22 protein-coding genes are annotated in these 22,595 nt (G+C 75.7%); 12 read left to right on the top strand and 10 right to left on the bottom strand.

Annotation, left to right across the window (positions count from 1 at the left end; translation table 11 throughout):
- Positions 1 to 10: 10 nt before the first annotated feature.
- Entirely contained in the window at positions 11 to 1,108 is a 1,098-nt protein-coding gene (locus ACRYRX_RS02535; RefSeq protein WP_432510220.1) for a C40 family peptidase, read from the bottom strand.
- 90 nt (positions 1,109 to 1,198) lie between these two features.
- Here ACRYRX_RS02535 and murJ point away from each other — a divergent pair, with 90 nt between their 5' ends.
- Positions 1,199 to 2,860, top strand: coding sequence for a murein biosynthesis integral membrane protein MurJ (murJ, locus tag ACRYRX_RS02540; protein ID WP_432510221.1), 1,662 nt, complete (start codon positions 1,199 to 1,201; stop codon positions 2,858 to 2,860).
- Here the strand turns inward: murJ and ACRYRX_RS02545 are convergent.
- Both ACRYRX_RS02545 and ACRYRX_RS02550 read right to left on the bottom strand, forming a co-directional pair.
- A complete protein-coding gene (locus tag ACRYRX_RS02545) occupies positions 2,828 to 5,020 on the bottom strand; it encodes a DUF6049 family protein (protein WP_432510222.1) in 2,193 nt (730 codons plus the stop codon). The genes murJ and ACRYRX_RS02545 overlap by 33 nt on opposite strands.
- Complete coding sequence (locus tag ACRYRX_RS02550; RefSeq protein ID WP_432510223.1) at positions 5,017 to 5,493, bottom strand: NUDIX hydrolase; 477 nt, start codon at positions 5,491 to 5,493, stop codon at positions 5,017 to 5,019. Before ACRYRX_RS02550 ends, ACRYRX_RS02545 begins: the two co-directional genes overlap by 4 nt.
- Before the next feature lie 32 nt (positions 5,494 to 5,525).
- Between ACRYRX_RS02550 and ACRYRX_RS02555 the strand changes: the two genes are divergently transcribed.
- A complete protein-coding gene (locus ACRYRX_RS02555) occupies positions 5,526 to 7,028 on the top strand; it encodes a CCA tRNA nucleotidyltransferase (RefSeq protein WP_432510224.1) in 1,503 nt (500 codons plus the stop codon).
- A gap of 93 nt (positions 7,029 to 7,121) precedes the next feature.
- On the opposite strand, the gene ACRYRX_RS02560 is transcribed toward ACRYRX_RS02555, so the two are convergent.
- On the bottom strand, positions 7,122 to 7,784 hold the full coding sequence (locus ACRYRX_RS02560) for a PilZ domain-containing protein (RefSeq protein WP_432510225.1): 663 nt from the start codon (positions 7,782 to 7,784) through the stop codon (positions 7,122 to 7,124).
- A 108-nt stretch (positions 7,785 to 7,892) separates the two neighbouring features.
- Positions 7,893 to 8,504 carry a VOC family protein gene (locus ACRYRX_RS02565; RefSeq protein ID WP_432510226.1) on the bottom strand — a complete coding sequence of 204 codons (612 nt, stop codon included), beginning with the start codon at positions 8,502 to 8,504 and terminating at the stop codon, positions 7,893 to 7,895.
- A 20-nt stretch (positions 8,505 to 8,524) separates the two neighbouring features.
- Here ACRYRX_RS02565 and ACRYRX_RS02570 point away from each other — a divergent pair, with 20 nt between their 5' ends.
- Positions 8,525 to 9,112 (top strand): hypothetical protein, encoded by a 588-nt coding sequence (locus tag ACRYRX_RS02570; RefSeq protein WP_432510227.1) that lies wholly within the window; start codon positions 8,525 to 8,527, stop codon positions 9,110 to 9,112.
- Positions 9,113 to 9,121: 9 nt separating this feature from the next.
- On the opposite strand, the gene ACRYRX_RS02575 is transcribed toward ACRYRX_RS02570, so the two are convergent.
- Both ACRYRX_RS02575 and ACRYRX_RS02580 read right to left on the bottom strand, forming a co-directional pair.
- Positions 9,122 to 9,547 carry a ChaB family protein gene (locus ACRYRX_RS02575; protein ID WP_432510228.1) on the bottom strand — a complete coding sequence of 142 codons (426 nt, stop codon included), beginning with the start codon at positions 9,545 to 9,547 and terminating at the stop codon, positions 9,122 to 9,124.
- A gap of 28 nt (positions 9,548 to 9,575) precedes the next feature.
- Positions 9,576 to 11,135, bottom strand: a complete 1,560-nt coding sequence (locus ACRYRX_RS02580; RefSeq protein ID WP_432510229.1) for an MFS transporter — start codon at positions 11,133 to 11,135, stop codon at positions 9,576 to 9,578.
- Positions 11,136 to 11,214: 79 nt separating this feature from the next.
- Between ACRYRX_RS02580 and ACRYRX_RS02585 the strand changes: the two genes are divergently transcribed.
- Complete coding sequence (locus ACRYRX_RS02585; protein WP_432510230.1) at positions 11,215 to 11,775, top strand: TetR/AcrR family transcriptional regulator; 561 nt, start codon at positions 11,215 to 11,217, stop codon at positions 11,773 to 11,775.
- Between the two features lie 12 nt (positions 11,776 to 11,787).
- Here ACRYRX_RS02585 and ACRYRX_RS02590 read toward each other — a convergent pair whose 3' ends face one another.
- A complete protein-coding gene (locus tag ACRYRX_RS02590; RefSeq protein ID WP_432510231.1) occupies positions 11,788 to 13,608 on the bottom strand; it encodes an ABC transporter ATP-binding protein in 1,821 nt (606 codons plus the stop codon).
- 65 nt (positions 13,609 to 13,673) lie between these two features.
- Between ACRYRX_RS02590 and ACRYRX_RS02595 the strand changes: the two genes are divergently transcribed.
- The 4 genes from ACRYRX_RS02595 to ACRYRX_RS02610 all read left to right on the top strand — a co-directional run bounded on the left by ACRYRX_RS02595 (position 13,674) and on the right by ACRYRX_RS02610 (position 17,591).
- A complete protein-coding gene (locus tag ACRYRX_RS02595) occupies positions 13,674 to 14,111 on the top strand; it encodes a MarR family winged helix-turn-helix transcriptional regulator (protein WP_432510232.1) in 438 nt (145 codons plus the stop codon).
- Positions 14,112 to 14,203: 92 nt separating this feature from the next.
- Positions 14,204 to 16,222, top strand: a complete 2,019-nt coding sequence (locus ACRYRX_RS02600; protein WP_432510233.1) for a SpoIIE family protein phosphatase — start codon at positions 14,204 to 14,206, stop codon at positions 16,220 to 16,222.
- Positions 16,223 to 16,281: 59 nt separating this feature from the next.
- Entirely contained in the window at positions 16,282 to 16,752 is a 471-nt protein-coding gene (locus tag ACRYRX_RS02605; protein WP_432510234.1) for a hypothetical protein, read from the top strand.
- Entirely contained in the window at positions 16,749 to 17,591 is an 843-nt protein-coding gene (locus ACRYRX_RS02610) for a hypothetical protein (protein WP_432510235.1), read from the top strand. The genes ACRYRX_RS02605 and ACRYRX_RS02610 overlap by 4 nt, the downstream gene beginning before the upstream one ends.
- A gap of 3 nt (positions 17,592 to 17,594) precedes the next feature.
- Here the strand turns inward: ACRYRX_RS02610 and ACRYRX_RS02615 are convergent, their stop codons facing one another.
- On the bottom strand, positions 17,595 to 17,819 hold the full coding sequence (locus ACRYRX_RS02615; protein WP_432510236.1) for a hypothetical protein: 225 nt from the start codon (positions 17,817 to 17,819) through the stop codon (positions 17,595 to 17,597).
- A 58-nt stretch (positions 17,820 to 17,877) separates the two neighbouring features.
- Positions 17,878 to 19,002 carry a PucR family transcriptional regulator gene (locus ACRYRX_RS02620; RefSeq protein ID WP_432510237.1) on the bottom strand — a complete coding sequence of 375 codons (1,125 nt, stop codon included), beginning with the start codon at positions 19,000 to 19,002 and terminating at the stop codon, positions 17,878 to 17,880.
- A gap of 89 nt (positions 19,003 to 19,091) precedes the next feature.
- On the opposite strand from ACRYRX_RS02620, the gene ACRYRX_RS02625 reads away from it, so the two are divergent.
- From ACRYRX_RS02625 to ACRYRX_RS02640, 4 genes are read left to right on the top strand one after another with little or no spacing between them, the layout of a single operon-like run.
- Positions 19,092 to 20,009 (top strand): proline dehydrogenase family protein, encoded by a 918-nt coding sequence (locus tag ACRYRX_RS02625; RefSeq protein ID WP_432510238.1) that lies wholly within the window; start codon positions 19,092 to 19,094, stop codon positions 20,007 to 20,009.
- Between the two features lie 23 nt (positions 20,010 to 20,032).
- Positions 20,033 to 21,667: an L-glutamate gamma-semialdehyde dehydrogenase gene (gene pruA, locus ACRYRX_RS02630; protein WP_432510239.1), complete on the top strand. Its 1,635-nt coding sequence runs from the start codon at positions 20,033 to 20,035 to the stop codon at positions 21,665 to 21,667.
- A 33-nt stretch (positions 21,668 to 21,700) separates the two neighbouring features.
- The gene (locus ACRYRX_RS02635; protein ID WP_432510240.1) at positions 21,701 to 22,183 is read left to right on the top strand and encodes a phage holin family protein; all 483 of its coding nucleotides are present in this window, start codon (positions 21,701 to 21,703) and stop codon (positions 22,181 to 22,183) included.
- Positions 22,180 to 22,458: a DUF3618 domain-containing protein gene (locus tag ACRYRX_RS02640; RefSeq protein WP_432510241.1), complete on the top strand. Its 279-nt coding sequence runs from the start codon at positions 22,180 to 22,182 to the stop codon at positions 22,456 to 22,458. The genes ACRYRX_RS02635 and ACRYRX_RS02640 overlap by 4 nt, the downstream gene beginning before the upstream one ends.
- The last annotated feature ends 137 nt before the right edge of the window (positions 22,459 to 22,595 follow it).

Here is a 22,595-nt window from a genome sequence, read left to right on the forward strand (position 1 = left end):
GCGGCGAGGACTAGGTGGGCCGGACCGCGCCGTAGAGCCCGTCCATCGCGACACCCGCCTCGCGCACCACGTCACCGGTGTGCGGGGCGTGCAGGACCCGGCCGCCACCGAGGTACAGCGCGACGTGGTGGATGGTCGAGGGGTCGTCGCCGGAGGCGTAGAAGACCAGGTCACCGGGCTGCAACCGGTCCAGCGGCACCTTCGGCAGCGCCGCGTACTGCTGCCGGGAGGTCCGGGGGACGGACGTGCCGGCCTGCCGGTACGCCCACTGGGTCAGCCCCGAGCAGTCGAACGTCGACGGGCCCGTGGCGCCCCACGCGTAGGGCAGGCCCGTGCGGGTGCGGGCCGCGGCGATGGCGGCCTGCGCGGTGCCGGACGCGGCGTCGGCGACCGTGGCGTCCGCGGTGGCGGCGTCGGCCACCCCCGCGGCCGCGGCCCGCGCCGCGGCGGCCGCCAGCGCCGCTCGCCGGGCGTCCTCCTCCTCGCGGGCGACGGCCTGCCGCACGGCGGAGTCGGCGCCCTCCAGCAGGTGCTCCTGCTCGGCCAGGGCCGCCGTGACCTCCGTCCGGGCCTGCTCGGCGGCGTCCTGGGCGGCCGACTTCCGCGCGCGGACCTCCCGCAGCCGCGCGGCGGCGGCGTCCGCGGCGGCCCGGGCGTCCGCGGCCCGCGTGACGGTGGCCGCGTCCCGGGTGACGACGGCGGTGGCGAGGGAGGCGTCGCGGGCCGCCGCCGCGGCCTGGTCGAGGCGGCCCGCGGCCAGGACGCCCAGCCCCGCCGGGAGCGAGGGGCCCGCCATGTACAGCGCCCGGACGCGACGGGTCGCGGCCGAGGTGGCCCGGCCGCTGGTGCCCGTGGCGGCGTCCAGCGCGGTCTGCGCGCGGACCTCGTCGGTGACGGCCGCGGCGGCCTCCTCGACGGCGGTGTCGTAGGCCTCCGTCGCCACCGACTGCTGCACCCGCAGGTCCGCCACGCGGGTGCGCAGCGCGTCGGCCTGCGCGGCGAGCGCCCGGCTCGTGGGCGCGGTCGGCTCGGCGTGGGCGGCCGTGACGGGCGCGGCGAGGAGGAGGGTCAGCACTCCCGTGGACAGGACCCGCCCGACGTTCCGCACAGGAGGTGGGTCGTCACCGCGTGTGAAGACCTTGACCGGACCGGGGACGCGATGACCCGTCCGGCGCAGGCATCGGCCACCATCGTCGTCGTGAGCGCGACACCCGACCAGACCGTCCCGGACGAGTCCAAGGCATCCCTGGCCCGGTCCAGCGCGCTGATGGCCAGCGGCACGCTGGTCTCGCGCGTGCTCGGGTTCGCGCGCAGCGTCGTGCAGGGCGCCGCGATCGGCGCGGTGACCCAGGTCGGCGCCCAGACGTTCGACATCGCCAACAAGGCCCCGAACGTCTTCTACATGCTGCTGGCCGGCGGGGTGCTCAACGCCGTCCTGGTCCCGCAGATCGTCCGGGCGCTGAAGATGCCGGACGGCGGCAAGGAGTACGTCGACCGGCTCATCACCCTCGCCCTGGTGATCATGGCCGGCGCCACCGTCCTGGTGACGCTGGCGGCACCGCTCATCGTCCGCGCCTACGCCTCGACGTGGTCCGACGACTGGCGCGCGCTGGCCACGGCCATGGCCTTCTGGTGCCTGCCGCAGGTGTTCTTCTACGGGCTGTACACGGTGCTGGGGCAGGTGCTCAACGCCAAGGGCAGCTTCGGGCCGTTCATGTGGGCGCCCGTGCTCAACAACGTCGTCGCGATCGCCGGGCTGGCCGTCTTCATGCTGCTCGTCCCGGACGCCAAGGACCTCGACACGAACGGCTGGCAGCCGTGGATGATCGCGCTGCTGGCCGGGACCGCCACGCTGGGCATCGTCGCCCAGGCGCTCGTGCTGTTCTGGCCCCTGCGCCGGGCCGGGTTCCGCTACCGGCCGCGCTGGGGGTTCCGCGGCATCGGGCTGCGCAGCGCCGGTCGCGTCGCCGGGTGGACGTTCGCGGCGGTCGTGGTGGGGCAGGCGGTGTTCTTCTTCACGACCAACACCGCCAGCCGGGCCGGTCAGGAACTCGCCGACCGAGGGGTCCCCGGGGCGACCGGTGCCTCCTACACGTACGCCTACCTGCTGTTCATGCTCCCGCACTCGCTGGTGGCGGTCTCGCTGGTGACGGCGCTGTTCACCCGGCTCAGCTCCGCGGCCGCCGCCGGGAACACGGCCGCCGTCCGGCGCGACTTCTCCACCGGGGCGCGGACGGTCACCGCCGCGGGTGCGCTGGCGACGGCGGGTTTCCTCGCCCTCGGCCCGTGGATCGGGGCCGCGATGTTCGAGGACGGCCGGCCCGTGGGCCAGGTCCTCGTCGCGATGTCGCTCGGGCTCGTCCCGTTCAGCGTGAACTACCTGGTCAGCCGCGTGTTCTACGCCTACGAGGACGCGCGGACGCCGTTCTGGGTCGCGCTGGTGAACGCGGTGATCACCGCCGCGGGCAACCTGGTCTGCTGGCTCGCGGTGCCCGCGGAGTGGACCGTCGTGGGCATCGGCGTGACCATGACCGTCGCCAACGTCGTCGCCTGCACGGTCGGGCTGGTGCTGCTGCGCCGCCACCTGCGGGCCCAGGACGGACGGGGGCTCGGCGGCTACCTGGTGCTGCGCACCGCGGTGCGGGTCGGGATCATCGCGGTGGTCACCGGCGCGCTGGCGTTCGCGGGGACGCGACTGGTGGGCCCGGTGGACTCCCAGGTCGTGAACCTGGCCGTCGTCCTCGTCGGCGGGGTGCTCGTCCTCGTCGTCTTCCTCGGCCTGTGCCGGCTCATGCGGGTGCGCGAGCTCGACGACCTCGTCGGCCCGCTACTGCGCCGGCTGCCCGGGGTCCGCCGCTGACCCGGCGCGTTCGGGCCGGGGGTCGAGCCGGGCGTGCGCGGCGTCGTCGACGCGCCGGCGCCCCTTGCGGACGGCGCGGACCAGGCCGAGGACCAGCAGGCCCGCGGCGCCGCCGCCGACGACCCCGCCGATCCAGTTCTCCACGTCCGCCCGCACGTTGAGCCGGATCTCCACCGGTGAGCCGATGCTGCTGCCGGCGGGGGTCCGCAGCTGCGCCTCGACGACGACGGACCCGTTGGCCAGGGCCCGCACCGGGACGGCGACGCGCTGCTGGCTGCGGGCCGCGACGGTCTGCCGGGGCACGGCCTCCAGCTGCACCCGGGGGGTGCGGGGTTTGAGCACGAGGTCGACCTGCACGGGCACGTCGAGCTCGTTGACGACGGTGACGGGCAGTTCGCTGCGCTCGGCGGCGAGGTTGCGCACGCTGCCGGCGACGACGCCGACGCCGGCGGTGAGGGTGGTGACGGCGGCGGCGAGCTCCTCGCGCGCGGTGGGCAGCTGCCCGGTGTGCCCGCGCCAGGACACCCCGAGCAGCAGCAGCGCGGCCCGCTGCTGGAGCAGCGGCCCGGCGCCGGCGGCGGCCGGGGGCAGGGCGCTGGTGAAGTCGTCGACGGCGACGAGCTCGCGGTCCACGGCGCTGACGTGGCTGGTGGGCAGGGTCGCCCGGGAGCTCGCGGCGGGGACGGCCGGGGCGGCGCGGGGAACGTCGGGGACAGGGGTGGCGAGCAGGTCCGACAGGGAGCTCCACGTCGCCCAGCCGGACGCCTCGACGGCGGCGACGAGCCCGGACAGCGCCTCGGCGGTGGGGGCGAAGCTGCGGGGGGCCACGACGAGCTGCCCGCGGGCGGTGCCCGGCCGTTGCAGGGTGGTGGTGGCGGCCTCGGCGACGAGCCGCTGCCGGACGAGGGCGACCTGGTCGGGGTCGGCGGCGTCGGCCAGGACGGAGGACAGGGTGCGGTCGGCGACGACGGCCTCGACGGAGGTGTCGAGCAGGTCGACGCGGGCGCGGGCGGCCGGGGTGTAGGTCAGGTCCCCGTCCGGCGGCAGGCAGGTGTCGTCGAGGACGACAGCGGACGCCCCGCCGGACACGCAGAAGGCGAGCAGGTCCTCGTCGGCGGCCTGGTCGGCGGGCCAGGCGACGTCGGTGCGGACGGTGGCGCCGGGCAGCGCGTCGAGGGCGCCGCGGGCGGCGTCGGTGGCGCGGGTGAGCAGGTCGGTGCCGGCGGGGGCGCGGTCGAGCGCGGCGAGGTCGGGGTCCCCGTAGGGCAGGGCGAGGACGTCGCGGCCCGCGGCGGCGGTGGACAGCTCCTGGAGCCAGTCGGTGAGGGTCCGGGCCTCCTCGTCGCTGGGCTGCGGGGTGCTCGAGGCGGTGGGGTCGGGGGTGGCGGGCGCGGCGTCCCCGGCGTCCCCGGCCGCGACGGGGGGCAGGGTCAGGGCCGGGTCCAGCGCCCACGCCACCCGGGGGTCGGAGCTGCCGGCCACCAGGGGCCCGAGCCGTTCGGTCACGGCGCGGGCCAGGCCGGTGGCCGAGCCGTCGCGGCCGGTGACCAGCGGCAGCAGCAGGGTCAGCGGGGTCGGGGTGACGGCGACCCCGGTGGGGGCCGAGACGAGGAAGGTGCGGGCGATCCCGGTGCGGCCGGAGTCGTCGGAGACCTCGACGGCGGCCAGGTGCGCCCCGACGCCGGACCCGAGGGAGGCGGCGGGCAGGGTCAGCTCGACCTCGGCGGAGGCGCCGGGGGACAGGTCGCCGGTCCCGACGACGACGTCGTCCGAGCTCGCCGAGGACCGGGTGATGGAGGCGCGCTCGGAGGCGCGGGCCCACTGGTCCAGCGCCGAGCGGGCCACCGACGGCGAGCGCTGCGCCACCAGCCGGGCGGTCACGGACGTCAGCGCGCCGGTGCCGCGGTGCTCCACCCGGGCGCGCACGACGATCGTGGACCGCGCCGGGTCGTCGGCGGAGTAGGCCGAGGGGGTGACGTCGAGCAGCACGACCCGCAGCGGCAGCGCGTCGGTGGTTCCACGTGGAACCGCGGTGGACGCCGTGGTGGACGCCGGGGTGGCGGCGGCGGCGGTCCCGGGGGTGAGGACGACCGTCCCGGCGGCCAGGCCCGCCAGCAGGCCCCGACGGCTCAGGTCCGGCCCGTCGGTGCGGGCCCTCACGCCAGTTCGCCCAGGCGCAGGGTCGCCGCCGTCGCCGCCCGCCGCTCGTTGGGGAAGGCCAGTCGCTCGTCGAGCTCGCTGAAGGCGATCCACTCGACGTCGACGGCCTCGGCGTCGGGGTCGTTCTCGATGGTCAGCGTCCCGCCGACGGCCTTGAGCAAAAACAGGTGCACGACCTTGTGGATGCGCCGGCCGTCGGCGGAGAACCAGTAGTCGATGCTGCCGAGGTTCTCGACGATCTCGCCGCGGATCCCGGTCTCCTCCTCGATCTCGCGCACGGCGGCCTCCTCGAGGGTCTCCTCGCCCTCCAGGTGCCCCTTGGGCAGGCACCACTCGGCGCGACCGGCGCGGTTGAGGCGGCAGATGACCGCGGCGCGGGGGACCCCGGTGGACAGGTCGACGACGAGCCCACCCGAGGACGTCTCCTGCACGGTGGGCAGCCGGCGGCGCGGCTCCCGGGCAGGCTTGACCATCGGCTCACTGTAGCCAGCGCACCCCCCGACTCATGGCAGGCTTGGACCCCGTGCTGCCCGAGGAGTCCCGCGAGCCCGTCCCCGCCGAACCGGCCGCCGTCCTGGAACGGGCGCTGGAGGAGGCCCGGGGCAGGGCGGTCAGCGCCCTGGAGCCCGTGATGGCGCTGCTGGTGGACCTCGGCCGCGTCTTCGAGGCCGCCGGGTTCGAGCTGTCGCTGGTGGGCGGGCCGGTGCGCGACGCCTTCCTCGGCCGCCGCTCCTCCGACCTGGACTTCACGACGAACGCCCGCCCGGACGACACCGTCGCGCTGCTGAAGGCGTGGGGGGACACCCACTGGGAGGTGGGCCGCGACTTCGGGACGATCGGCGCGCGCAAGCGGGACGTGGTCGTCGAGGTCACGACGTACCGCTCCGAGAGCTACGACCCGGACTCGCGCAAGCCGGAGGTGTCCTACGGCGACGACCTCGTGGGGGACCTGTCCCGGCGCGACTTCACCGTCAACGCGATGGCCCTGCGGCTGCCGTCGCTGGACTTCGCCGACCCGCACGACGGGCTGACCGACCTGGCCGCGGGGGTCCTGCGCACCCCGGGGACGCCGGAGCAGTCGTTCTCCGACGACCCGCTGCGGATGATGCGGGCGGCCCGGTTCGCGGCGCAGCTGCGGCTGCGGGTCGCCCCGGAGGTCACGCGGGCGATGACGGCGATGGCCGACCGCATCGCGATCGTGTCGGCCGAGCGGGTCCGGGTGGAGCTGGAGAAGACGCTGGTGGCCGCCGACCCGGTCGCGGGGCTGCGGATCCTCGTGGAGACGGGACTGGCGGCGCACGTCCTGCCGGAGCTGCCGGCCCTGCAGCTGGAGATCGACGAGCACCACCGGCACAAGGACGTCTACGAGCACTCCCTGACGGTGCTGCAGCAGGCGATGGACCTGGAGACCGACGGCCCGGACCTGCTGCTGCGGCTGGCCGCGCTGCTGCACGACATCGGCAAGCCCCGCACGCGCCGGTTCGAGGACGGCGGAGGGGTGAGCTTCCACCACCACGAGGTCGTCGGCGCGAAGATGGTGGCGAAGCGGCTGAAGGCGCTGCGCTTCGACAACGACACGATCAAGGCCGTGGCGCGGCTGACGGAGCTGCACCTGCGCTTCCACGGCTACGGCGACGGGGAGTGGACCGACTCGGCGGTGCGCCGGTACGTCACGGACGCCGGGCCGCTGCTGTCGCGGTTGCACCAGCTCACCCGCAGCGACTGCACGACCCGCAACGCCCGCAAGGCGAAGCGGCTGTCGGACGCCTACGACCACCTCGAGGCGCGCATCGCGGCGCTGCGCGAGCAGGAGGAGCTGGACGCGATCCGTCCCGACCTGGACGGCAACGCGATCATGCAGCTGCTGGGGATCGGGCCGTCGCGGGTGGTGGGCCGCGCCTACCAGCACCTGCTGGCGCTGCGGATGGACCGCGGCCCGCTGGGGCCGGAGGAGGCCGAGCGGGAGCTGCGGGCGTGGTGGGCGCAGCAGCCGGAGTCGCAGGGGTAGCAGGTCCCACGGGTGGGGATCGTTGGCCCCTCGCTCCCGGTCATCGGCAGCGAGGGGCCAACGATCCCGACCCCCGGCCGCGCGGTCGGGAGGTCAGCCGTGGTTCTGCCGGGCCAGCTCGGTGAGCACGCTGCGTTCGAGGGCCGCGGCGGCGTCCTCGTCGAGCTCGACGAACCGGACCACGGCCTCGCCGGAGGTCTCGTCGACGCGCAGGACCTCCCCGCGGGCGTGGACCTCGAGGCCGTCGCCGAGTTCGAGGGCGACCTCGACGTCGGCGTGGGCGGGCATGTCCTGGGCGCCTTCGACGCGCATCCCGGTGCGGGAGTAGTCGACGGTGCGCACGTCGGCGACGCCTTCGGCCATGGTCAGGTGGGCGGGCAGCGAGGCGGGGGCGCGGACGGCGCCGCGGCGGGTCTCGGCGGCCAGGAGCATGACGCCGGTGAGGGCGAGCTCGTCGTCGCGGTGGGCCTGGGCGACGGCCTGGAAGACGGCGTGCGGGGTGACGGCGGAGCCGTCGCCGGCGTCGGTGCTGACCCAGACGCGCTGGCCGTCGAGGGCCTGGACGGTGGTGGGGTCGGCGGCGACGTGGCTGGTGACGACGAGCCCGGCGGCGCCGGCGGTCCAGGAGCGGACGGTCGCGGTGTGCCAGGTGCCGGTGCCGGGGGAGGCCGTGGGCATGAGGGTGACGGTGGTGTCGACCCCGGGTCCCTCGGTCATGAGCATGCCGCCGTGCGCGCCGTCCATGTGTTCCCCCACCGTGCTGCGATTGTGTGACCGAGTGAACACGCTACGTGACCTAGCGGGGGCGTTCCACCGGAACGACGAGACCGGTGGGCCCTGGCCGGTCACCCATCGTCACACCTGTCACTCCGTGCGCAGGAGCCCCACGTCGTCCGCCGGCGGCGGGCTGTTCTCCTCCCACGCCGACCGCAGCAGCTCCTCCAGGTGGTCGCGCCCCACCGTCTCCAGGTCCACCGCGGTGACCCCGTCGGTGCGGACCTCGGCGCGGGTCCCGGTGAACCGGGCGATCCACTCCCCGCCGATGCGCCGGAACGTCGTGCGGCCCTCCTCGACGAGCTCGACCACCTCGGGCAGCGACAGCGCGACGGCCCGCAGGTCCAGCACCGTCGACCCCGAGGACTGCCCCTCCACGACCAGCTCGTACCCGGCCGGTGTCGCCAGCCGCAGCGTCCAGTCGCCCGACGGCTGCTGCCGCGGGGCCTCCCGGACGACGACCCCGGCGGCCAGCGCGGCCGCCAGGACCCCGGCGACGTCGTCCACCTCCAGCTGCCAGGACAGGCCCGGCGGCGGCACCGTCACGTCCACCGCGCGCAGGCCGAACAGGACGCGGTCGCGCTCGAGGGCCGCGAACCCGTCCTCCCGGTGCTGCACGTGGAACGACAGGGCCTCGTAGAACCCGACCTCGGCGTCGAGGTCGTGCACCGGCAGCACCGGCAGCGCGCGCAGGAACTCCATGGGGTTAGCGTCCTCCTGTGGTGTCGGTCCCCGCTCTGATCTCCGGTCGGCTGCCCGGCCGCGGGCCCCGGGTGCCCGCGGCCGACCCCGTGCTGCGCGCCTACCTCAACGAGCAGCTCGCGGCCGCCACGGGCCTGGGCGAGCAGCTGCGGCGCGCCGCCGCGATGGAGGTGCTCGTGGCCGAGCGCACGACCCTGCTGCGCGTGCGCCGCGAGGTCGGCGCCGACCGCGCCGCGCTCAAGAGCGCCATGCGCCGCCTCGGCGCGAGCACCGACTGGGCCGTCGTGGGGGTGAGCTGGCTGACCGCGCACGCCGGCCGCGTCACGCCGCTGCTGCACCGGCTGCCGGTCGTGGACCGGGTGGCCGGGGCGCTGCCCGCCGCGCACCCCGCGCGGGAGGCCGTCGTCGAGGCCCTGCTGGTGCTGGAGGACGTGCTGGGCGGGCTGCACCGGCGCGCCGTCGCGGCCCGGCTGCTGGGGGACCTGGTCGCCGCCGAGCCGGCCGACTGGAGCACCGGGGTGCGGGCCCTGGCCGACCGCGCCGAGCGCCAGCGCGATGAGGTCGAGGCCGCCCACCGCCGGTGCGCCCGGCCGCTGCTGCCGCACTGACCGGTCCGCTCAGCCGCGCGAGCGGCGGGTGGCGCGGTCGTTGGCCTTCCGGATCGCCTCGACGAGCTCGGCCTTGGTCATCCGCGACCGGCCGCGCACGTCCAGCTCGCGGGCGACCTGGAGCAGGTGGTCCTTGGTGGCGTGCTCGTCCACCCCGCCCGAGGAGCGGCGGTGGGTGTCCACCGACCCCTCCGACTGCGGGTCCGAGGGGCCCTTGCGGCCACCCTCCTTGGGCTGCCAGTGGTCGCCCACCTTCTCGTGGGTGTGCTTGACGGCCCCCCAGGCGACCCGGTTGGCGCGCTCGGCGTCGTCGTACTGGTCCTGCGCGGAGTCGTGCGCCTTCGCGAACGTCGCCTGGGCCTTGCGGTCCGAGCGGCGCAGGGTGCTGGGCAGCTCGTCCTGGACCGGCTTCCCGGCCTTCGAGGTCTTGGGCACGGTCGTTCTCCTCTCGACCTCCTCGACGCTAGGCCCCGCGGGTCAGGTCCACCTCCCGGGACGCGCCCCGGGACCCTCCCCGGGACGCCGGGCGCAGCGAGCGCCACACCAGCAGCGCGGCGGCCGCGGTGAGGGCGGCCCCCGCGACGGCGGTCGTGTCGAGGCCGTGGGTGAACGCCTCACGGGCCGAGGCCAGCAGCGCGGCGCCGTCGGGCCGCGCCGCGGACAGCTCCACGGCGGCGCCGAGGGTCTCCCGGGCGGCCTCCGCCCCGGCGGGGACGTCGACCTCGCGGCGGTAGACGGCGTTGAGCACGCTGCCCAGGACGGTCGTGCCGAGCACCGCGCCCACCTCGTAGGCCGTCTCGGAGATCGCCGAGGCGGCCCCGGCGCGGCCCGCGGGCGCCGCGGACAGGATGGCGTCGTTGGTCAGGGTCTCGGCCAGGCCCGCGCCGGTGCACAGCACGACGAACGCGACGGCCAGCTGCACGGCGGCGCCGTCCCCGGCGCCGGGCCGCAGCAGCGCCATGACCACGTACCCGGCGGTGCCCAGCAGCAGCCCGGTCGCGATCAGCGCGTCCAGCCGCAGCCGGCGCGCCAGCCGGGCCGCGACGAGCCCGGCGACGAACGTCGCGACCGCCCCGGGCAGCAGCAGCAGCCCGGCGTGCAGCGGGCGCAGGCCCAGGACGAGCTGGAGGTACTGGGAGACGGCGAACAGCATCCCCGTCATGCCGCAGACGCTCATGAGGTTGGCGATGACGGAGGACCGGAAGACCGGCAGCCGGAACAGGTCCACGTCCAGCAGCGGGTCGTCCAGGCGCAACTGCCGGCGGACGAAGACCACCGCGAGCGCCAGGCCGAGCAGGGACGTGGTGACGGGCGCGAGGGCGGGGCCGTGCTCGGCGAGGGTCTTGACGCCGTAGACCAGCGAGGTCAGCGCGAGGATCGACACGACGACGCTGGGGACGTCGAGGCGTCCGTGCGTGCCGTCGGAGCGGTGCTCGCGCACCACGATCGGGGCCAGGACCAGCAGCGCGACCATGAAGGGGACGTTGAGCAGGAAGACCGAGCCCCACCAGAAGTGCTCCAGCAGCCAGCCGCCGACGATGGGCCCGAGCGCGCCACCGGCGGCGAACCCGCCGGCCCACACGGCGAAGGCGGTGCGGCGCTGCTCGCGATCGCTGAAGGTGCTGCGCAGCAGCGACAGCGTGGACGGCATGAGGGTGGCCCCGGCGACGCCGAGGGCGATGCGGGCGGCGATGAGGGCTTCGGCGGTGTCGGCGAACGCGGCGAGCAGCGACACGACGCCGAAGGCGGCGGAGCCGATGAGCAGCATCCGGCGCGGGCCGTGGCGGTCGCCGAGGGTGCCCATCGTGACGAGCAGGCCGGCGATGGCCAGCGAGTAGCCGTCGACGATCCACAGCAGCTCGGTGCCGGTGGGGGAGACGGCTTCGCTGATGGCGGGCAGCGCGAAGCTCAGGACGGTCATGTCCACGGAGATGAGCAGCACTGGCAGCACGAGCACGGCCAGGGCGGCCCACTGGCGGGACGTGGGGCGGGTGGGGACCGGCTGGGCGGTCTGGAGGGTCATGGGTCTCGTTCCTCGGTTGAACGTCCCCACGACTGTACCGTCCAGACGGTACAGTTGGCGAGTGGTTAGCCTTCCCCGCGTGACCAGGGCCCCCAGCGCCACCCGCGACCGCCTCGTCGACGCCTTCGCCGCGCTCGTCGTCAGCACCGGGGCGCGGTCGGCGACGCTGGAGGCCGTCGCGGCGCGCGCCGGCGTCTCCAAGGGCGGGCTGCTCTACCACTTCGCGTCCAAGGACGCCCTCGTCGACGGGCTCCTGGGCCGCTTCGCCCAGCTCGCCGCGCAGGACGCCGACCTCATGCGGGCCGCGCCCGAGGGCCCGGCGGAGTACTACGTCCGCACCTCCGCCACCGAACCGCTCGCCGTCACCGGCTCGGTCCCCGACCAGCTCTACACGGTCCTCATCGCGACGCTGCGGCTGGCGCAGGAGGACGACCCCCGCGCCACCGCCGCCTACGTGGCGGCCAACGACGGCTGGCGCCGGCTCATCGAGGAGCAGGTGGGGGACCCCGGGCTGGCCCGCATCGTCCAGCTCGTCGGCGACGGCCTGTGGAACTCGGCCTCGATGGGCATCCCCGTCGACGACCTCGACGACATCCTCGCCCAGGTCCGCGCGATGGTGGCCTCCGCGCGCCCCGCCTGAGGGGGTCCCGGGCTACCCCGGCAGCTCCGCGCGGGCCTCGTCCGCGGCCACCAGCGCGGCGTACCGCCCGCCCGCGGCGAGCAGCTCGTCGTGGCTGCCGCGCTCGACGACCCGCCCGTGCTCCAGGACCGCGATCTGGTCGGCGTGGCGCACCGTCGAGAGCCGGTGGGCGATGGTGATGGTCGTGCGGCCGCTGGACAGCTGCGCCAGCGCGTCGGCCATCGCCCGCTCGGTCCGGGTGTCCAGCGCCGAGGTCGCCTCGTCCAGCAGCAGCACCGCCGGGTCGCGCAGCACCGTGCGGGCCAGCGCGATCCGCTGCTTCTCCCCGCCGGAGAACCGGTACCCGCGCTCGCCGACGACGGTGTCGTAGCCCTGCGGCAGCGCGCTGAGGGCGTCGTCGATCTGGGCGATCCGCGCCGCGCGGCGCAGGTCCTCGTCGCTCGCGCCGGGCCGGGCGAAGCGCAGGTTGTCCGCCACGGAGGCGTGCAGCAGGAACGTCTCCTGGGTGACGACCCCGACCGCGTCCGACAGCGAGCGCGCCGTGAGGTCGCGGACGTCGACCCCGTCGATCGTCACCGCCCCGGAGTCCACGTCGTACAGCCGCGACAGCAGGTACCCCAAGGTCGTCTTGCCCGAGCCGGTCGCCCCGACGACCGCCAGCGAGGTCCCCGCGGGCACGTCCAGGGACACGCCCGTCACGGTCGGCCCGTCCGCCCCGGGGTAGCCGAAGGACACGTCGCGGAACTCGACGTGGCCGCGCGGGTCCGGCAGCTCCCGCGCGCCGGGGCGCTCGACGACCTCGGGCGGGGTGTCGAGGTACTCGAAGACGCGGGTGAACAGGGCCATCGAGGCGTGCAGGCGCACCACGATCCGCAGCAGCGCGCCCAGCGGCCGGAACAGCTGCCCCTGGAGGGTGACGAGCGCGACGAGGGTGCCGATGCTCAGGGCCGTCCCGGTCCCGCGGATCCAGCCGCCGAGCAGGTACGTCAGCGCCGGGACCGCCGCCATGGTCAGGGTGATGAGCGACCACTGCCAGCGCCCGGCCATCTCCGAGCCGACCTCCAGGCGGGCCACGTCGTCGGACTGCCCGGTGAACCGCTCGACGACCTCGGGGGTCCGGCCGGTGGTGCGGGTCAGCAGGATCCCCGAGATCGACAGGGTCTCCTCGACCGTCGCCGACATCTCCGCCAGCTGCCGCTGCCGCTGGGCGGTGATGCGCCGCCGCAGCCGGCCCACGCGCCGGTTCAGCCACACCGACAGCGGCAGGACGCAGAAGGAGAACAGCGCCAGCCGCCAGTCCAGCGCCAGCATCGCCACCGCGGTGACCACGACGGTCGCGAGGTTCTGCACCAGGTCGGCGCCGGTGCTGGTGACGACCGTCTGCATGGCGCCGATGTCGTTGGCGATGCGCGACTGGACCTCACCGGTGCGGGTGCGGGCGAAGAAGCCCAGCGACATGCGCTGCAGGTGCGCGTACAGCGCCGTCCGCAGCCCGTGCATGACGGCCTGCCCGACGCGGGTGGTCAGCAGCCCCTGCACGACGTCGAGGACGGTGCCCACGGCGGCGATCCCGATGAGCCCGGCCGCCAGCCACGCCAGCAGGGTCAGGTCGCGCTCGGGGAGGGCGACGTCGACGATCTCGCGCAGCAGGAACGGGGAGGCGACGCCGGCGACGGCCGACAGGGCGATGAGCGCCGCGACGACGGCCAGCGTCGGCACGTGCGGGCGGAACAGGTGCAGGACGCGCTGCACCTCGCCGCGCCGGGGGCGGTCGGGCTCGGCCGGGTCGACCCGGCCCAGCCGGAACGGGTCGCGTCCGGGGTCTCCCCGCACCGGCACCTCCTGGTCGTTGTGGCTACCTCACGGTGAGGTTACCTCAACGACGGTAGGGTGTCGTCGTGGACGACCTGGACGGCGAACTCCTCGAGACCCTGCGCTCGGTGCAGTGGCGACTGCGCCGGCGCAGCCACGGCGACCTCCACGACCTCGGCGTCACCCCCGCCCAGGGCCGCGTCCTGCGCGTCGTCGGCCGCTGCGACGACCCGCCGCGCATGGGCGCCGTCGCCGAGCACCTGCACATCGCCCCCCGCTCCCTGACCGACCTCGCCGACCCCCTCGAGCAGGCCGGTCTGCTGCGCCGCACCCCCGACCCCGACAACCGCCGCTCCACCCTCCTGGACCTGACCCCCGCCGGCCGCGCCGTCCTCGACGAGCTGCACCGGCGCTCGCGGGAGTCGGCGGCCGCCGCGTTCGCCGTCCTGGACCCCGACGACCGCCGGCGGCTGCTGGACCTTCTGCGGCGGCTGGAGGGGGCGCTGGCCGCACCGGCCGGCTGAGCGGGTGACCGCCGGTGGGCCCGCGGATACCCTCGGGTGATCTGAGGGGGTGCGAGGCAGTGACCGACGGACGAGGAGGAGGTGCGGGCCGCGTGCTCGAGCCCGTCCCGACGCCGGAGACCGACCGCGTCCGGCTCGACCTCGCCCTCCAGGCCGCCGACGTGGCCCTGTTCGACTACGACCTGCGCACCGGCCGGCTGACCGCCGACGAACGGCTCGCCGCCCTCCTGGGCCACCCGCCGGACACCACCGCGACGGGGTTCGCCGACCGCCTGGCCGACCTCCTGACCCCCGAGGACCTGCGCCGGTTCCGCGACGCGGTGACCCGGGCCGTCGAGGACGGCGGGTCGTTCCACGTGGAACTGCGGGTGCGGCGCCGCGACGGCGTGCCCGCCTGGCTCGGGGTGCGCGGCCGCGTCCTGCTCGACGGCGGCCGGCCGGTCCGCCTGACCGGCGTCGCCCACGACGCCGGTCGCGACCACCGCGTCGACGTGGCCAGCGCGCTGGAGTCCCTGCCCGCCGCCTACTACGCGCTCGACCACGACGGCCTGCTGCGCACCCTCAACGCCGAGGCCGAACGGCTCGCCGGCCGCCCGCGCGCCGAGCTCCTGGGCCGTCCCTGGGGGGACGTCTTCTCCCTGGCCGCCGGGTCCGACACCGACCGGGTCCTGCAGGCCGTCGAGCGCACCGGCCGCGCCGAGACGGTGGAGCTGCTGCACCCCGAACCGCTCGCCCTGTGGTGCGAGCTGCGCGCCTGGCCCGACGGCGAGGGCACCAGCGTCCTGCTGCTGCCCAGCGGCGCGCGCCGCGCCGCCGAGGAGGCCGCCCAGCGCGCCACCACCCAGGTCCAGGTGCTGGCCGCCGTCGGTGCCCACCTGTCCGGGACGCTGGACGCCGAGACGGCCGTCGCCCGGCTGGCCGGGATCCTCGTCCCCGTCCTGGGCGACTGGTGCATCGTCTCGGTGATCGACGACCACGGCACGCTGCGCGACGTCGGCTGCCAGCACGCCGACCCCGCGCGGCAGGACCTCCTGGAGAGCTACCGCTCGCACCGGATGCGGGCCGTCGTCGAGCGCAACCCCGACGGCCCGCCGTTCATCCTCCAGGCGGTGCGGACCGGCCGGCCCGTGATCCTGCCGGTCCCGGCGGTCGACGCCATCCGCGACCTCCTCGTCGACGGCCCCGCCGCCCGCGAGATCGGCGAGCTCGACCCCGAGTTCGTCACGGTGCTGCCGCTGCGGGCGCGCGGCCGCACGGTGGGCCTGGTCACCCTCGCCCGCGACCACGGCCGCCGGCCCTTCGACCCCGAGGACCTCGCCACCGCCTCCGGCGTCGCCGAGCGCGCCGCGCTGGCCCTGGACAACGCCCGCCTCTACGGCCAGCAGCAGAGGATCGCCGAGGGGCTGCAGCGCGACCTGCTCACCGCCCCCGCCCAGTCCCCGCACTGGCAGACCGCCGTCCGGTACCGCCCCGCCGCGCAGGCCGCGCAAGTCGGCGGCGACTGGTACGACGCGTTCCACCAGCCCGACGGGTCCACGATGCTCGTCATCGGCGATGTCGTCGGCCACGACATCGGGGCCGCGGCGGCCATGGGGCAGCTGCGCAACCTGCTGCGCGGCATCTCCTTCGCCGCGCCCGACGGCCCGGCCGGCCTGCTGGGCCGGCTCGACGCGGCGATGGCCGGCCTGGGGCTGCCGACGATGGCGACCGCGCTGGTGGGCCGCCTCGAACCGCAGCCCGACGGGGTGCGCCTGGAGTTCTCCAGCGCCGGGCACCCCGCCCCGGTGATGCTGCGCCGCGGCGGCGTGGCCGTCCCGCTCGTCGTCGCCGACGGCCGGGACGGGCCCGACCTGCTGCTGGGCATCGACCCGGGCACGGACCGGCACGACGGGGAACTGCTGCTGCGCAGCGGCGACACCGTCCTCTTCCACACCGACGGCCTCGTCGAACGGCGCGACCAGAGCCTGGACGTGGGGACGGCGCGGCTGCTGGACGCCGTCACCCGGCGCGCCGACCTGGGCCTGGAGGACCTGTGCGACGCGCTGCTGGACGAGCTGCTGCCGCCGCGCCCCGAGGACGACGTCGCCGTCGTGGCGGTGCGCCTCACCTGACCCCGCCCCTGCGCGGTTCTCCCCCGGTGAGAACCCCCCGTGCAGCACAATCACTGCCTGTGAGCACCACCGGGGCCGGGGAACTGTCGAGGGGGTCCGTCGCCTGGCGCGTCGGCGCGGTGGGCGCCGGTCTGGCGGTGCTGCTCGGCGGTCAGCTGGTCGACACCAACGACTGGTTCCCGCTCGGCTCCCTGTCGCAGTACGCGACACCGCGGCCCGCGGACGGCAGCGTCGTCACCACCTCCCTGGAGGGCACCACCGTCGACGGCGAGGTGGTCCAGGTCCCCCTCACCCCCGCCGGGGTCGGGCTGTCCCGCGCGGAGGTCGAGGGGCAGGGGCAGCGGATCATCGCCCATCCCGGCCTGCTCGGGGACCTGGCCCGCTCCCGCGCGGCGCTGCACCCCGACGCCGCGCCGCTGCGCGAGCTGCGGCTGGTGCGCAGCGAGCGCCGGCTGCGCGACGCGCGCCTCGTCGGCCCCACCGACGTCCGCGTCCTCGCGACCTGGACCGCCACCGGGAGCGCCTCGTGAACCGGCTCGCGGGGTTCCTGGTGCCCGCGCTGCCCCGCGCCCGCGTCGCGTGGCTGCGGCTGCTGCTGGCCTGCTTCGCCCTCCTCGACGCGCTGTTCCTCACGAAGCACGTCTTCTCCCACGTCCACGTGGGGGCGTTCTGGCGCCCGACCCTGCTGGGCCGCGTCCTGCACCTGCCGCCGCCGACGACCCTCACCGCGTCGCTGGCGGTGGCCGCGATGGTCCTCGGGATCGTCCTGGCGCTGCCCCGCCGCACCCGGTACCTCGCCGGCTGGCTCAGCTCCCTGGGCTACCTGTCCTGGACGCTGTGGTCGATGGGGTTCGGCTACGTCGCCCACGACCACATGGCGATCGTCGTCGCGATGGTCGTGCTGCTGACCGCCGGGCGCGCCGACTTCGACGACCCGACGCCCTCGCGCCGGGCCGGGTGGGCGCTGCGCTGCGTCCAGATCGCCACCGTCGCCACGTACGCCGGGTCCGCGGTCAGCAAGTGGGTCCGCTCGGGGACGCCGTGGGACTGGGCGAACGGCGCCGTCACCGTGTGGGCCGTCACGCGCCGCGGCTCGGGCCTCGGCGACTGGGTCGGGCGGTTCCCCGCGTTCCTCGTCGCCGTGCAGTGGGTCGTGCTCGTGTGCGAGTTCCTGGCCCCCGTCGCGCTGTGGCTGCGGGGCCGGTGGCTGGCGTGCGCGGTCGGCGCCGCGCTGCTGTTCCACCTCTCGACGTACCTCACCCTCGGCATCCACTTCCTGCCGACGGTGGTGTGCTGGGCGGCGTTCCTGCCGCTGGAACGGCTGCGGGCGCCGCGGCCGGCGCCCGCGCCGGAGCCGGTGAACGTGTAGGGGTCAGCGCCCGGAGCGCCGTCGGGCGCACCGGCGGGCCCGCACCGCGAACAGGACCGCGGCGACGGTGAAGCCGGCGGCGGGCAGGTACCCGAGGGGTTTCTCCCCGCTGAGGGCCTGGATCCACTGCGGCATCGAGATGGCCAGCATCGCCACCGCCAGGGCGAGCCACGTCGTGAGCTCCTGCGACGAGGTGGCCTTCTGCTGCGGGGTGCGTCGCTGCGTCATGGCGTCGACCCTGCCCGACGGGGGCGGCGGTCCCATCACCCGTCGGTCGCGGCCCCGATCACCGTTCGGACGACTCCCCGCCCCCCAGCAGCAGCGCCAGGTGCAGCGCGAGCCGGTCGCGCCCGTCGTCCAGGTCGTACCCGGTGACCTCGCGGACGCGGCGCAGCCGGTGGTACAGCGTCTGCCGGTGGATCGACAGCGCCTGCGCGGTCCGCTGCGCCGACCCGGCCAGGTCCAGGTAGGTGCGGACGGTCTCGACGAGGTCGGCCAGGGCGGGGTCGTCCAGCAGCGCCCGCGCGCGCTCGTCCACCACCACCGCGGTCAGCGCGGACGGCTCCCCGAGGGCGTGCAGCCGCCACACGCCCAGCCGCTCCCACTCCCGCACCCCCGCCCCGCCGGAGCGCAGGGCGGCGTCGGCCTGCTGCCAGCCGGTGTGCGCCGACGTCGCCGGCACCGCCCCCGAGACCCCCGCCGCCACCCCCGCCGGGTGCTGCGGCAGCAGCGCCGCCGCCGCCCTCGCGGCGATGTCGGCCCCCACCAGCGGGGCCGGGACGACGAGCGCGGCCCGGTGCCCGACCCCGGCGGTCAGGACGGCCCGGGGCAGCAGCCACCCGTTGACGGCGCCGGTGGGGCCGCCGTCGGCCGCGGCCAGCGCGACCACCGTCACCGTCGCGGTCAGCAGCCCGTCGCGCCGCAGCTCCTCCACGGCTCGCGCGCGCGACCCCGCGTCGGGGGACAGCAGCTCCCCGACGGCCCACGTCGTGCGGTCCGCGGTGCGGGCCCGCGTCGCCAGGTGCGCGGCGAGCAGGTCGAGGGCGTCGTGGACGCGGTCGAGGTGCTCGGCCCGCACGCGGCCGTGCGGGTCCAGCAGCCACAGGTACCCGTACGTCACCGCGCGCCAGCGCACCGGCAGGCACCACCGCGCCAGCCGACCGGTCGCCGGGTCCCCCGGGACGCGCAGCGGCCCGGTGGCGCGGGCGATGCCGAACCCGGCGAACAGCTCCTGCACGAGCGGGTCCGAGCGCCGCCGCAGGATGGACCGCCGCCGCACCTCGTCGATCACGTCGTCGTCGTGGCCGGAGGAGGCCACGAGCAGCAGGTCGCGGTCCTCCAGCGTCGCGGGCGCGCCCGTCAGCTCGGCGACGGTGTCGACGAGGTCCTGCACCTGGTCGGTGGCGTTCACCCGCCGATCATCCACCTGGATGACCCGGTGCCCCCGATCCGTGACGGGTGTCGGTGGCCCCGCGACGCCGACGCGCCTAGCGTCGAGGTGTGTTCGGACAACTCCTCCTCGGTGTCGCCGGCAACAGCGGGGTCCGCCGGCTCGTCACCGGCAGCACCCTCAGCCGTCCCGTCGTCGCCCGCTTCATCGCCGGTGACGACGTCGAGGCCGCCACCCGCGCCGTGCGCGACCTCACCCGCGGCGGCATCGCCGTCTCCCTCGACCGCCTCGGCGAGGACGTCACCACCCCCGAGCAGGCCGACGACACCGTCGCCGGGTACTCCGAACTGCTCGACCGCCTCAGCGGCGAGGGCCTCACCGCGGGCAACGAGATCTCGATCAAGCTGTCCGCGCTCGGTCAGGGCCTGGGCCCGGACGGCCCGCGCCGCGCCACCGAGCGCGCCCGCACCCTCGTCGAGCGGGCGCACGCCGCCGGCGTCGACGTCACCGTCGACATGGAGGACCACACCCGCGTCGAGGACACCCTGGAGACCGTGCGCGCGCTGCGCGCGGACTTCCCCCGCACCGGCTGCGTCCTGCAGGCCATGCTGCGCCGCACCGAGGGCGACGCTCGCGACCTCGCGCACCCCGGCTCGCGCGTCCGGCTCGTCAAGGGCGCCTACAACGAGCCCCCCGAGGTCGCGTACCCCGCCAAGGCCGACGTCGACAAGGCGTACGTCCGCTGCCTGCGGACCCTCCTGGACGGCGGCGCCTACCCGATGATCGCCACCCACGACCTGCGCCTGGTGAACCTCGCCGAGGAACTGCTCAAGGGCAGGCCCGCCGGGTCGGCCGAGTTCCAGATGCTCTACGGCATCCGCGCCCCCGAGCAGCAGCGCCTGGCCCGGCAGCACGCGGTGCGCGTCTACGTCCCCTACGGCACCGACTGGTACGGGTACTTCTCCCGCCGCCTCGCCGAACGCCCCGCCAACCTCGCGTTCTTCGCCCGCTCGCTCGTCGCCGGCTGACCGCCCGCCCAGGAGGAACCCCAGTGCAATCCGTCACGGACGTCCCCGCGCCCCGCAACGAACCCGTCCACACCTACGCCCCCGGGACCCCCGAGCGCGAACGGCTCACCGCCGCCCTCGCCGAGCACGCCGCGAACCCCGTCGAACTGACCCAGACCATCGCCGGGGAACCCGTCTTCGGCGCCGGCGAGCGCGTCGACGTCGTCCAGCCGCACCGGCACGCCGCCGTCCTCGGCACGTTCGGGACGGCGACGGGGGACCAGGCCCGCGCCGCCGTCGACGCCGCGCTCGCGGCCCGCCACGACTGGGCCGCGATGGACTACGACGACCGTGCCGCGGTGTTCCTGCGCGCCGCGGACCTGCTGGCCGGGCCGTGGCGGGAGAGGATCGCCGCCGCGACGATGCTGGGCCAGTCGAAGACGGCGCAGCAGGCCGAGATCGACGCCCCGTGCGAGCTCGTCGACTTCTGGCGCTGGAACGTCGCGTTCGGCCGCCGGCTCCTGGAGGAGCAGCCGGTGTCGAGCCCGGGGGTGTGGAACCGCCTGGACCACCGCCCGCTGGAGGGTTTCGTCTACGCGATCACGCCGTTCAACTTCACCGCCATCGCGGGGAACCTCCCGACGGCCCCGGCGCTCATGGGGAACACCGTCGTGTGGAAACCCTCACCCACGCAGACCCTCGCGGCCTGGCACACCCTGAAGCTGCTGGAGGCCGCCGGGCTGCCGCCGGGCGTGGTGAACCTGCTGACCGGGGACGGCCGGGACGTCTCCGACGTCCTGCTCGCCGACCCGCACCTGGCGGGGATCCACTTCACCGGGTCCACCGCGACGTTCCAGCACCTGTGGCGGACCGTCGGGGAGAACATCGGGACCTACCGGACGTACCCGCGGCTGGTGGGGGAGACCGGCGGCAAGGACTTCGTCGTCGCGCACCCCTCGGCCGACCCGCAGGTCCTGAAGAACGCCCTGGTCCTGGGGGCGTTCGAGTACCAGGGGCAGAAGTGCTCCGCGGCCTCGCGCGCGTTCGTGCCGAAGTCGGTGTGGGACGTGGTGGGGGAGGAGTTCCTCGCCACCGTCGACTCCCTGACGTACGGCGACGTGAGCGACCTGTCGAACTTCGGCGGCGCCGTCATCGACGCCCGCAGCTACGCGAAGAACGTCGCCGCGATCGAGCGGGCCAAGGCCACCGACGGGCTGACGATCGCGGCCGGCGGCACCTACGACGACTCCGAGGGCTACTTCGTGCGCCCGACCGTCGTCCTGGGCGACGACCCCACCGACGCCGCGTTCGGCGAGGAGTACTTCGGGCCGCTGCTGGCCGTCCACGTCTACGACGACACCCGTCCCGGGGCGTGGGCGGACGTGCTGCGCACCGTCGACTCCGGTTCCGCGTACGGCCTCACCGGTGCGGTCGTCGCGACCGACCGGGCCGCGGTCGTGCAGGCGTCGGAGGCGCTGCGGTTCGCGGCGGGGAACTTCTACGTCAACGACAAGCCCACCGGCGCCGTCGTCGGCCAGCAGCCTTTCGGGGGGTCGCGGGCCTCGGGCACCAACGACAAGGCCGGCTCGATCCTGAACCTCCAGCGCTGGACGAGCCCGCGCGCGGTCAAGGAGACGTTCGTGGGGCCGACGACGCACCTGTACCCGCACATGGGCTGATTGGTCGGCGCGCGCAGTGGGTACCACCCGGGCATGAGTCAACCCACCACGGGGTCCGGCACCCGGACCGACGACCTGAGCGTCACCCACGGGCCCGGTCCCGTGGCCGGCTCCACGGCCGGTCCCGCCCGGTCGGACGAGACCGTCGGCCAGCTGCTGGGGCAGCTCACCGAGCAGGTCTCGCACCTGGTGCGCGACGAGGTGCAGCTCGCGAAGATGGACCTCGCCGCCAAGGGCAAGAAGGCCGGCGTGGGGATCGGGATGTTCTCCGGGGCGGGCCTGCTGGCGTTCTTCGGGGTCGGTGCCCTGGTGGCGGCCGCGATCGTCGCCCTGTCGGCGGCCGTGCCGGCGTGGCTGGCCGCGGTCATCGTGGCGGTCGTGCTGTTCGCGGTCGCGGGGGTCCTGGCGCTGATGGGCAAGAAGGAGGTCCAGCAGGCCACGCCGCCGGTGCCGCAGGCCGCCGTCGACGGCCTCAAGCAGGACGTCCAGACCGTCAAGGAAGGTTTCCACCGATGAGCCAGAGCACCCCCACGGACCGCGAGGAGCTCCAGCGCGACATCGAGGAGACGCGCGCCCGGCTGGCGAACACCGCCGACGCCCTCGCGGCGAAGGCCGACGTCAAGGCGCAGGCCCAGGCCAAGGCCGACGACCTCAAGGCCGGCGCCCAGCAGAAGGTGCACGACGTCTCCGCCAGCGCGCCGGGGACGCCGACGCAGCAGACCGCCGTCCTCGTCGGCGCGATCGTTACGGTGACGGCCCTCGCCGTCTGGCTGGTGGTGCGCCGCCGCTGATCCACAGCCCGCCTGTGGACAGTGTGGAAAACCCTGTGGGCGAGCGGTCGGGGGACGGATCGTTGGGGGGCGGCGGGGCGGGGGCGGGGGCGGGGGGGGGGGGGGGGCGGGCGCCGGGGGGGGGGGGGCGGGGGGGG

Source organism: Kineococcus lubricus (assembly GCF_050871965.1).
In the GTDB taxonomy this organism is placed as follows: Bacteria; Actinomycetota; Actinomycetes; order Actinomycetales; family Kineococcaceae; genus Kineococcus.

Bases quoted from the DNA above. Each gene is read 5' to 3' on its own strand.
- ACRYRX_RS02580 (WP_432510229.1), bottom strand. From the start codon at position 11,135: ATGACCCTCCAGACCGCCCAGCCGGTCCCCACCCGCCCCACGTCCCGC.
- ACRYRX_RS02565 (WP_432510226.1), bottom strand. From the start codon at position 8,504: ATGGAGTTCCTGCGCGCGCTGCCGGTGCTGCCGGTGCACGACCTCGAC.
- ACRYRX_RS02640 (WP_432510241.1), top strand. From the start codon at position 22,180: ATGAGCCAGAGCACCCCCACGGACCGCGAGGAGCTCCAGCGCGACATC.
- ACRYRX_RS02550 (WP_432510223.1), bottom strand. From the start codon at position 5,493: ATGGTCAAGCCTGCCCGGGAGCCGCGCCGCCGGCTGCCCACCGTGCAG.
- ACRYRX_RS02615 (WP_432510236.1), bottom strand. From the start codon at position 17,819: ATGACGCAGCGACGCACCCCGCAGCAGAAGGCCACCTCGTCGCAGGAG.
- ACRYRX_RS02635 (WP_432510240.1), top strand. From the start codon at position 21,701: ATGAGTCAACCCACCACGGGGTCCGGCACCCGGACCGACGACCTGAGC.
- ACRYRX_RS02555 (WP_432510224.1), top strand. From the start codon at position 5,526: ATGGCAGGCTTGGACCCCGTGCTGCCCGAGGAGTCCCGCGAGCCCGTC.